Below are 11,308 nucleotides of genomic sequence, written 5' to 3' on the forward strand. Positions count from 1 at the left end.
CGCGGACGAACGATTCCGCGGAGCTCCCATGCGCCGCGTCGCTCTTGAAGCGCGCCGGGCCGCAGCTAGTTCGGCTGCGACCCGACGATTTATTGCCCGGCTTTCGTAAGGCCGTGTCGCATGGTTAAGATCAACAACGCTGGCGAATCAAGGACGACTGGTCCCTGCTGCCGAAGCCTTCGGCGGTTGGGGCTCTCCCCGCATTGAAGGAAAGTATCGCGTGACTGCATCTGCCGGATCATCCCCTGCCGGAAAGCTGACGACCGGGACGGGGATCCGTTCGCTGTTCGACAAGGATCCGGCCCGTTTCGAGCGCTTCGCCTTCCGGCTGGACGACCTCATCCTCGACCTCTCCAAGACCGCGCTCGACGATGCCGTTCTGGCGGACCTGCTGAAGCGCACCGAGGCGGCCATGCTCGTTCAGAAGCGCGATGCGATGTTTGCCGGCGCCAGGATCAATGAGACGGAGAACCGCAGCGTCCTGCATGTCGCGCTGCGCGGCACTCGAGAGGACGGCTTTGCCGCCGATGGCGAGCCGGTTGGCGATCTTGTCGAGGACGTCCTCCTCGCCATGTCGGACTTCGCCGAGGCGATCCGCTCGGGCGCGATTGCCAGCTCCGGCGGTGCCCGGTTCACCGACGTTGTCAATATCGGCATCGGCGGCTCCGACCTCGGTCCGGCCATGGCGACCCTGGCGCTGGCGCCGTATCATGACGGGCCGCGCCTCCACTTCGTTTCCAATGTCGACGGCGCCCATTTGGGCGACACGCTGAAGGTGCTGGATCCGGCGACGACGCTGTTCATCGTGGCGTCGAAGACCTTCACCACCATCGAAACGATGACGAACGCTGAGACCGCGCGCCGCTGGATCGCCGAGGCGCTCGGCGATGGAGCGGTGAACGCCCATTTCGCAGCGGTCTCGACGGCGCTCGACAAGGTCGCAGCCTTCGGCATCGACCCCTCGCGCGTCTTCGGCTTCTGGGACTGGGTCGGCGGGCGCTACTCGATCTGGTCGGCGATTGGACTGCCGCTGATGATCGCCATCGGCGCAAAGGACTTCCGGGCCTTCCTGTCCGGCGCACGTGACATGGACCAGCATTTCCGCTCCGCCCCGCTGGAGCGGAACCTGCCGGTCCTGCTGGGCCTCGTCGGCTGGTGGCATCGGGCCGTCTGCGCCTATCCGACGCGCGCGGTCATTCCCTACGACCAGCGCCTCGCCCGCCTGCCGGCCTATCTCCAGCAGCTCGACATGGAGTCCAACGGCAAGCGCACGGGCATCGACGGACGCACGGTGGCTATCAGCGGCCCGATCGTCTGGGGCGAGCCCGGCACCAACGGGCAGCACGCCTTCTTCCAGCTGCTGCACCAGGGCACCGACATCATCCCGGTCGAGTTCCTGGTCGCGGCCAATGCTGCCGAGGGCGACCCGGCAGGTCACCACGATCTTCTCCTCGCCAACTGCCTCGCCCAGAGCGAGGCACTGCTGCGCGGCCGCTCGCTGGAGGAGGCGCGCCAGCAGCTCCTCGCCATGGGCCGCTCACCGGGCGATGCCGAGCGGATTGCGCCGCATCGCACCTTCACCGGCGATCGGCCGTCGATGACGATCCTCTACGATCGGCTCGATCCGGCAACGCTCGGGCGGCTGATCGCCCTCTACGAGCACCGCGTCTTCGTGGAGGCGCAGCTCTACGGCATCAACGCCTTCGACCAGTGGGGCGTCGAGCTCGGCAAGGAGCTCGCCACCGCCCTTCTCCCCGTCATCAAGGGCGAGACCTCGCCGGAGGGACGCGACGCGTCCACCATCGGTCTCGTCAACGCGATCAGCACGATGAGGTCCCGATGACATCGGCAATCCAGGACAACCTTCGCATCGACGATGCCGAAGACGCGACGCCGAACACCGCCATCCCGAACGCCAATCCGCGGCGCGTCGACGCCGATACGCTGGCGCAGGAGATCGTCGAGAAGCTGACCTATGCGATCGGCAAGAACCCGCAGACCGCCCGGCGCTACGACTGGCTGGAAGCGACGACGCTGGTGGTGCGCGATCGCATCATCGACCACTGGTTCACCTCGACCCGCGAGATCTACGAGAACCAGCGCAAGCGCGTTTATTACCTCTCGATGGAATTCCTGATCGGCCGCCTGCTGCGCGACGCGATCGGCAATCTCGGACTGGAAGAGCCGATCTCGGCGGCGCTGGCCCGTTTCAACATCGACCTCGACATGATCGAGCTGCTGGAGCCGGACGCGGCGCTCGGCAATGGCGGCCTCGGGCGCCTTGCGGCCTGCTTCATGGAATCGATGGCCTCGACCGGCGTTCCCGGTGTCGGCTACGGCATCCGCTACGTCCATGGCTTCTTCCGCCAGGAAATCGTCGACGGCTCGCAGGTCGAGCTGCCGGAAACCTGGCTCGCCCATGGCAATCCCTGGGAATTCGAGCGTCGCGAGAGCGCCTACGAGATCGGCTTCGGCGGCAAGGTCATGGCGGTGGAAGAGGCCGGCAAGCCCGTCCGCCACATCTGGCGCGCGGCCGAACGCGTGCTCGCCGTCGCCTATGACACGCCGATCGTCGGCTGGCGCGGCGCCAACGTCAACACGCTGCGGCTGTGGAGCGCGCAGTCGCTCGATCCGATTCTGCTCGATGCCTTCAACTCCGGCGACCACATCGGCGCGCTGCTGGAATCGAACAAGGCCGAGGCGATCACCCGCGTCCTCTATCCCGCCGACTCGCATCAGGCCGGCCAGGAGCTGCGGCTGCGCCAGGAATACTTCTTCTCCTCGGCCTCGCTGCAGGACATCATCCGCCGTCACCTCAGCCAGTATCCCGACCTCTCCAACTTCGCCGAGAAGGTCTCGATCCAGCTGAACGACACCCATCCGGCCGTCTCGGTCGCGGAGCTGATGCGGCTCCTCATCGACGTGCACGAGCTCGACTGGGAGACCGCCTGGGCAACGACGCAGGCGACCTTCTCCTACACCAACCATACGCTCCTGCCGGAAGCGCTGGAGCACTGGCCGATCCACCTCTTCGAGCGGTTGCTGCCGCGCCAGATGCAGATCATCTACGCCATCAACGCGCAGACGATCCGACAGGCGCAGGAGCGTGGCCTCGACGGCGGCAAGATCTCGGCGATCTCGCTCATCGACGAGGGCAACGGCCGGCGCGTGCGTATGGGCCAGCTCGCCTTTGTCGGCTCACATGCGGTGAACGGCGTTTCGGCGCTCCACACGGAGCTGATGAAGAAGACCGTCTTCCACAATCTGCATGAGCTTTATCCCGACCGCATCGAGAACAAGACCAACGGCGTGACGCCGCGGCGCTGGCTGATGCGCTGCAATCCGGGATTGACGTCCCTCGTGACCGAAGCGATTGGGCCGGCCTTCCTGGACGACACGGAAAAGCTGATCGACCTCGACCGCTTCGCCGACGATGCCGCCTTCCGCAAGCGCTTCGCCGAGGTCAAGCTGCAGAACAAGCGGCGGCTCGCTAAGCTGATCGAAGAGCGCCTCGCCATCAATGTCGATCCGACTGCGATGTTCGACATCCAGGTCAAGCGCATCCACGAGTACAAGCGCCAGTTCCTCAACATCATCGAGGCAGTGGCGCTCTATACGCAGATCCGTTCGCATCCGGAAAAGGAATGGGTGCCGCGGGTGAAGATCTTCGCCGGCAAGGCGGCGCCGAGCTATGCGCAGGCCAAGGAGATCATCCACCTCGCCAACGACGTGGCGCGGGTCGTCAATTCCGACCCTTCGGTGCAGAACCTCCTGAAGGTGGTGTTCCTGCCGAACTACAATGTCAGCCTTGCCGAGGTGATCATGCCCGCGGCCGACCTGTCCGAGCAGATCTCCACAGCCGGCCTGGAGGCCTCCGGCACGGGCAACATGAAGTTCGCGCTGAACGGCGCCCTCACCATCGGCACGCTGGATGGCGCCAATGTCGAGATGCTGGAGCATGTCGGCGACGACAACATCTTCATCTTCGGCCTCACCGCCGAGCAGGTGGCCCAGCGCCGGCGCGAAACGCATAGCGGCCGCTCCATCATCGAGGCGCTGCCGCTGCTGCATGAGGCGCTGGAGGCAATCCTTGCCGGCGTCTTCTCGCCCGACGAGCCGACGCGCTACCACGGCCTCGTCTCCAACCTCTACAACAACGACTGGTGGATGATCGCCGCCGACTTCGAGGCTTACTGGGCAACGCAGCGCCGGCTCGACAAGGTCTGGCGCCAGCAGGACGAATGGCAGACCAAGGCCGTGCGCAACACGGCGCGGATGGGCTGGTTCTCCTCCGATCGCTCGATCCGCGAATATGCCCGCGACATCTGGCACGCCGGCCCGACCCGCTGAGGCAACCCCGATCGGCATCCCTCCCGCCTCGGTCGCGCAATCGTCGAAGCCGCCGGAAAAATCCCTTCCCGGCGGCTTCCCGTTCATGGAAGCTTATGGCCGCGGCTCTATCTGAGCCTTGAGAGGGTGGACGCCGGGTAAGACGCGGCACCGGCGACTGCCATCAGGCCCGGAATCCGGCGGATCAACGGCGGACCGGCAGTGGGAGGACATTCATGGCCGAACGCAAACGCATCGCATCCATCTCGCGTGACAGCATGGCCTATGTTCTGGCCGGCGGGCGCGGCAGCCGCCTCATGGAACTGACCGACGGACGCGCCAAGCCGGCCGTGTTCTTCGGTGGCAAGACCCGCATCATCGACTTCGCGCTGTCGAATGCGATCAATTCCGGCATTCGCCGCATCGGCGTCGCAACGCAGTACAAGGCGCACAGCCTGATCCGCCACCTGCAGAACGGCTGGAACTTCCTGCGCCCCGGGCGCAACGAGAGCTTCGACATCCTCCCCGCCAGCCAGCGCGTCTCGGAGGACCAATGGTACGCCGGCACGGCCGACGCCGTGTACCAGAACATCGACATCATCGAGGGCTACGCGCCCCGCTACATCGTGATCCTCGCAGGCGACCACATCTACAAGATGGACTACGAGATCATGCTGCAGCAGCATGTCGACAAAGGCTCCGACGTGACCGTCGGCTGCCTGGAAGTCCCACGCATGGAGGCCGTCGGCTTCGGCGTCATGCATGTCGACGAGGACGGCCGCATCACCGACTTCATCGAGAAGCCGGCCGATCCCCCGTCGATCCCCGGCCGCCCGGATACCGCCCTCGCCTCGATGGGCATCTACGTCTTCGAGACGACGTTCCTGATGGACCAGCTGCGGCGCGATGCGGCCGATCCGCAGTCGAACCGCGACTTCGGCAAGGACATCATCCCGCATATCGTGCGCCACGGCGTCGCCCATGCGCATTCGTTCAACCGCTCGGTGGTGCGCTCGGCCAACGAGGACGAGGCCTACTGGCGCGACGTCGGCACGGTCGACGCCTACTGGCAGGCCAATATCGATCTCACCGACGTGGTGCCGCCGCTCGACATCTACGATCGGGACTGGCCGATCTGGACCTATGCGGAGACGACGCCACCGGCAAAGTTCGTGCATGACGAGGACGGCCGCCGCGGCTCCGCGATCTCCTCGCTCGTGTCCGGCGACTGCATCATCTCCGGCGGCACGCTGCGCCGCTCCCTCCTCTTCACCGGCGTGCGCCAGCGCTCCTACTCCTATCTCGACCATGCCGTGGTGCTGCCGCAGTGCCAGATCGGACGCGGCGCGCGCATCCGCAACGCGGTGATCGACCGCGGCGTGCAGATCCCGGACGGGCTGGTGATCGGCGAGGATCCCGAACTCGACGCGCAGCGCTTCCGTCGCACGGCCAACGGCATCTGCCTCGTCACCAAGCCGATGATCGACCGGCTCAGCTACCGATGAGCCTCGATGTCCTGTCGGTTGCCTCGGAGGCCTTCCCGCTGATCAAGACGGGAGGGCTGGCGGACGTTGCCGGGGCGCTGCCGCTGGCGCTGAAGGCGCAGGACATCCGCACCCGCACGCTGCTGCCGGGCTATCCATCTGTGCTGGCGGCGCTGGACCCGACGCATGCGGCGCTGCGGATCCCGGATCTCTTCGGCGGCCCGGCCTATGTGCTCGCCGTCGAGGTGAACGGGCTCGATCTTCTCGTGCTCGATGCGCCGCATCTCTTCGACCGTCCGGGCGGGCCCTACCAGATGCCCGGCGGCTACGATCATCCCGACAACTGGGCGCGCTTCGCGGCGCTGTCGAGGGCCGGCGCCGAGATCGCCATGGGCGCGCTCGACGGCTGGCGGCCGGCGATCGTGCATGCGCATGACTGGCAGGCGGCGCTGACACCCGTCTATCTCGCCGTGACGAATGCACCGCGGCCGCGCACGGTCGTGACCATCCACAACCTCGCCTTCCAGGGCAACTTCTCCAGTTCCATCTTCCCGGCGCTCGGCCTGCCGCCGACGGCGTGGTCGATCGAAGGCGTCGAATATTACGGCAATGTCGGCTATCTCAAGGGCGGTCTCCACGCCGCCGACGCGATCACCACGGTCAGCCCGACCTATGCGCGCGAGATCCTGACGCCGGCGGGCGGCATGGGCCTCGAGGGCTTGCTCGCCGGCCGGGCGAGCCAGCTCCACGGCATCGTCAACGGCATCGATGTCGACGTCTGGAATCCCGCAACGGACGCGGTGATCGCGGAGCGCTACTCGGCTCAGGACCTGAAGCCGCGCCGGCACGACAAGAGCGCGCTCGAAGGCGAGTTCGGGCTGCGCCGCGAGGCCGGTCCGATCTTCGCCGTGGTGAGCCGCCTCACCTGGCAGAAGGGCCTCGACCTCGTCGCGGCCGCCTGCGACGAGATCGTCGCATCCGGCATCCGCCTCGTCGTGGTCGGGTCTGGCGACCCGGAGATCGAGGATGCCTTCCGCGCTGCTCACAACCGCCATCCCGACCGCATCGGCGTGCGGATCGGCTATGACGAGGTGCTGTCCCACCGCGTGCAGGCCGGCGCGGATGCGCTGATCATACCATCGCGCTTCGAGCCCTGCGGCCTCACGCAGCTCTACGGGCTGCGCTATGGCTGTATTCCTATTGTCTCGCGCGTCGGCGGCCTTGCCGACACGGTCATCGACGCCAACTTTGCGGCGTCCACGGCGGGGGTTGCTACCGGCATCATCTTCTCGCCCGTGGACGAGGAGAACCTCATTGCAGCGCTGAAGCGCGCGAAAGGGCTCTATGACGAAGGGGCGCCGTGGCAGAAGATGCAGGCACGCGCAATGAACACGGACGTGTCCTGGTCTGCCAGCGCCGCCCTCTATGCTGACCTCTATCGCGAGCTGACGAAAGAATAGCGGAACCCATGATCGAGACCGTCGCAACGACGCCCTTTGAAGACCAGAAGCCTGGAACCTCGGGGCTTCGCAAGAAGGTTCCGCATTTTCAGAAGCCGCACTACGTCGAGAACTTCATCCAGTCGATCTTCGACGCGGCCAAGCCAGAGCCAGGCGCCAGCCTGGTGGTCGGCGGCGATGGCCGCTACTTCAACCGCGAGGTGGTGCAGACCACCATCCGCATGGCGGCGGCGAATGGCTACGGCCGGGTAATCGTCGGGCGGAACGGCATCCTGTCGACGCCGGCAGCCTCCAATCTGATCCGCCAGCGCAAGACCTCCGGCGGCATCATCCTCTCGGCGAGCCACAATCCGGGCGGGCCGGACGGCGATTTCGGCATCAAGTACAACATCGCCAATGGCGGGCCTGCGCCGGAGAAGATCACCGAGGCCATCTACGAGAACTCGCGTCGGATCACCGCCTTTCGTATCGCCCGCGATGCGGCGCCCGACATCTCGGTGGTCGGCGAAAGCCGGCTCGGCGACACGGTCGTGGAGGTCGTCGACCCCGTCGCGGACTACGAGCGGCTGATGGAGCAGCTGTTTGATTTCGGCAAGATCGCCGCGCTGATTGCCTCCGGCTTCACGCTCCGCTTCGACGCCATGCACGCTGTCACCGGGCCCTATGCGACGCGCATCCTCGAGGAGCGCCTCGGCGCACCCGCCGGCACCGTCGTCAATGGCGAGCCCAGGGAAGATTTCGGCGGCGGCCATCCTGATCCGAACGCAGTCCATGCCGCGGCGCTGATCAACCACCTTATGGCGCCGAATGGTCCGGACTTCGGCGCGGCCTCCGATGGCGATGGCGACCGCAACCTCATCGTCGGGCGCGGCATCGTGGTCTCGCCGTCGGACTCGCTCGCGGTGCTCGCGGCCAATGCGCATCTCGCGCCGGGCTACGCCAAGGGGATCGCCGGCATCGCCCGGTCGATGCCGACAAGCCAAGCGGCTGACCGCGTGGCGCAGAAGCGCGGGATCGGCATCTACGAGACGCCGACGGGCTGGAAGTTCTTCGGCAATCTCCTCGATGCGGGCAAGGTGACGATCTGCGGCGAGGAAAGCGCCGGCACCGGCTCTGACCATGTGCGCGAGAAAGACGGCCTCTGGGCCGTGCTCCTGTGGCTCAACATCCTGGCCGAGCGCCGCCAGAGCGTGAAGGAGATCGTCGAGGCGCACTGGCGCGAATTCGGCCGCAACTACTACCAGCGGCACGACTATGAGGAGATCGACAAGACCGCTGCGGATGGCTTGATGGAGTCGCTGCGCGACCGTCTCGCCTCCATGTCGGGGCAGCGCTTCGGCACGCTGGTGGTCTCCGAGGCGGACGACTTCTCCTACCGGGACCCGGTCGATGGCTCGATCTCAACCGGCCAGGGGGTGCGCATCGTCTTCTCCGGCGGCTCGCGAATCGTCTATCGCCTCTCAGGCACCGGAACGCAGGGCGCCACGCTGCGCGTCTACATCGAATGCTTCGAACCAGACCCGGCAAAGCACAATGTCACGCCGGATGTCGCGCTCGCGGAACTGATCAACACGGCCGATGTTATCGGCGAGATCACCAAGCGTACGGGCCGTTCTGGCCCTGACGTCATCACCTGAGATCGGGCCAGAATGAGCAACTCACTCACTACCGAGCGTGGCAAACCGGCTGCGCTCGGCGCAACTGTTGATGACGACGGCGTGCACTTCGCCGTTTACTCCGAGAATGCCGACGAAATTCATCTCTGCCTCTTCGACGACGCGGCAGGAACGCAGGAAACCGATCGCCTGCCGCTGACCGGCCGCGACGGCGGCACGCATTACGGCTTCGTTCCGGGCCTGAAGGTTGGTGCCCGCTACGGCCTGCGCGCTGTCGGCAAGTGGGCTCCCGAAGAGGGCTACCGCTTCGACTATTCCAAGCTCCTCGCCGATCCCTATGCCGTTCAGCTCGACCGGCCCTTCGTCTACACGCCGGTCCTGACCGCGCCGCCCGAGCGCGACCTCGACAGCGCCGCCTTCATGCCGCGCGCCGTGGTGATGGATCTTGCCCGTGACGCCAAGCCGATGCCCTTCCAGGCGCCCGGCTTCACCTACGAGATGTCGATCCGCGCCTTCACGCAGCGCCATCCCGATATCTCCACCGAGCTGCGCGGCACCGTCGCGGCACTCGCCGAGCCGAAGCTCCTCGACCATCTGCAGAAGGTTGGCATCGACACGGTCGAGTTCATGCCGCTGGCGGCCTGGATCGATGAGGGCCACCTCCTCAACTACAACCTCACCAACGCTTGGGGCTACAACCCGATCACCCATATGGCGCCCGATCCGCGCCTCGCACCGGGTGGCTTTGCCGAGATCCGCCGCACGGTTGAGGCGATGCACGAGCGCGGCATCCGCGTCCTCCTCGACGTTGTGTTCAACCATTCGGGCGAAGGCTCGGAGCTCGGACCGACGATCTGCTATCGCGGCCTCGACAACCTCCTCTACTACCGCCATCCGGAAGGCCAGCCGGAGTTCATGCTGAACGACACCGGCACCGGCAACACCATGGCGACGCACAAGGAGCCGGTGGCGCGGATGTTCATCGACGTCCTGCGCACCTGGGTGCAGGCCGCCGGTATCGACGGCTTCCGCTACGACCTCGGCACCGTGCTCGGCCGCCTGCCCGACGGCTTCAGCCACGACGCGCCTTTCTTCAAGATGGTGGCCGCGGACGACGTCCTGAAGGACCGCATCCATGTCGGCGAGCCGTGGGACGTCGGTCCCGGCGGCTATCAGGTCGGCAACTTCCCGCCGCCGTGGCTCGAGTGGCAGGACCGTTTCCGCGACGACGTGCGCAAGTTCTGGAAGGGCGAGGACGGCATGATCGGGGCGCTCGCGACCCGCATGGCGGGCTCGGCCGACCTCTACAATCACGACGGCCGCAAGCCGTCGGCAGGCGTCAACTTCATCGCCGCCCATGACGGCTTCACCCTCGCCGACCTCACCATGTATGTGGAGAAGCACAACGAGGCGAACGGCGAAGACAATCGCGACGGCCATAACGAAAACCACTCCTGGAACAACGGCGTCGAGGGCATGACCGATGATCCCGCGATCATCGAGGCCCGCGGCAAGGACATCCGGGCGCTGCTGGCGACGCTGCTCGTCTCGCGCGGCAACCCGATGATCGTCGCCGGGGACGAGTTCGGGCGCACGCAGGGCGGCAACAACAACGGCTATGCGCAGGACAACGAGATCACCTGGCTCGACTGGGAGAATGCCGACCAGCGACTGATCGAGTTCACCGGCAAGCTGGCGGCCCTGCGCAAGGCGCATCCGGCGCTGAACACCGACCGGTTCCTGACGGGCGAGACGCTGCCCGGCAAGGACATCCCGGACGTGATGTGGCTGCGCGAGGACGGCAATGAGATGGAGGAAGGCGACTGGAACGATCCCAGCCGCCGCTTCCTCGGCATGTCGATCTATTCGGCTCAGGACGACCCCGATGTCGAAAGCGAGCGCGCCGTCATCTACGTCAATGGCAGCCACGAGGATGCGGTGGTGATGCTGCCGCCGCCGCGGGAAGGCCACGCCTATCAGCTCTACATCCAGTCCGACTGGCCGGACCTAGAGCCGCGCCGCGTCGACCACACGGTGGAGCTGATCGTTAAGGCGCGCTCGGTCTTCGTGATGCTGGAAGAGACCGCCTGATCACCGCCAGCTGATCGATGAAACGCCAGAGGGCGCGAATCCCAAGGGGGTTCGCGCCCTTCATCGTTGCGGATCACGGCCAACCGGCCATTCCCGGTCGCCTCGCCTTGCGGGCCGGCGTAGAGCATTTCCGGCGAACACGGAACCGCTCTGCCGCAGGGCATTCGGTTCGAGATCAAGACGCCGGGCAAGGTCGTAGCGGGGCTACGGCCGTAGACCGGGGCCGACGGGATCGGGCCGAATGCGCCCGGCCCTTCGGGTTTGCGGTCGCCGGGCGCCCACTTTGTCGGCTCGTCTCGGCCGTAGCCCCGCTACGACCTTCGCGAGC

Annotated in this window: 6 protein-coding genes; all 6 read left to right on the forward strand. The window is 66.2% G+C overall.

The window, feature by feature from the left end; translation table 11 throughout:
• Positions 1 to 220: 220 nt before the first annotated feature.
• The 6 genes from pgi to glgX all read left to right on the forward strand — a co-directional run bounded on the left by pgi (position 221) and on the right by glgX (position 10,980).
• Positions 221 to 1,843 carry a glucose-6-phosphate isomerase gene (gene pgi, locus C0R46_RS12765; protein WP_102960011.1) on the forward strand — a complete coding sequence of 541 codons (1,623 nt, stop codon included), beginning with the start codon at positions 221 to 223 and terminating at the stop codon, positions 1,841 to 1,843.
• Positions 1,840 to 4,350: a glycogen/starch/alpha-glucan phosphorylase gene (locus tag C0R46_RS12770; protein ID WP_102960012.1), complete on the forward strand. Its 2,511-nt coding sequence runs from the start codon at positions 1,840 to 1,842 to the stop codon at positions 4,348 to 4,350. Before pgi ends, C0R46_RS12770 begins: the two co-directional genes overlap by 4 nt.
• Positions 4,351 to 4,565: 215 nt before the next feature.
• Positions 4,566 to 5,834 carry a glucose-1-phosphate adenylyltransferase gene (gene glgC, locus C0R46_RS12775; RefSeq protein ID WP_102960013.1) on the forward strand — a complete coding sequence of 423 codons (1,269 nt, stop codon included), beginning with the start codon at positions 4,566 to 4,568 and terminating at the stop codon, positions 5,832 to 5,834.
• Complete coding sequence (gene glgA, locus C0R46_RS12780) at positions 5,831 to 7,273, forward strand: glycogen synthase GlgA (protein ID WP_102960014.1); 1,443 nt, start codon at positions 5,831 to 5,833, stop codon at positions 7,271 to 7,273. Before glgC ends, glgA begins: the two co-directional genes overlap by 4 nt.
• A gap of 8 nt (positions 7,274 to 7,281) precedes the next feature.
• Positions 7,282 to 8,910 carry an alpha-D-glucose phosphate-specific phosphoglucomutase gene (locus C0R46_RS12785; RefSeq protein WP_102960015.1) on the forward strand — a complete coding sequence of 543 codons (1,629 nt, stop codon included), beginning with the start codon at positions 7,282 to 7,284 and terminating at the stop codon, positions 8,908 to 8,910.
• Positions 8,911 to 8,922: 12 nt separating this feature from the next.
• The gene (gene glgX / locus C0R46_RS12790) at positions 8,923 to 10,980 is read left to right on the forward strand and encodes a glycogen debranching protein GlgX (protein WP_102960016.1); all 2,058 of its coding nucleotides are present in this window, start codon (positions 8,923 to 8,925) and stop codon (positions 10,978 to 10,980) included.
• Positions 10,981 to 11,308: the final 328 nt, after the last annotated feature.

Source organism: Mangrovicella endophytica (assembly GCF_002893625.1).
GTDB classification, from domain to species: domain Bacteria; phylum Pseudomonadota; class Alphaproteobacteria; order Rhizobiales; family Rhizobiaceae; genus Mangrovicella; species Mangrovicella endophytica.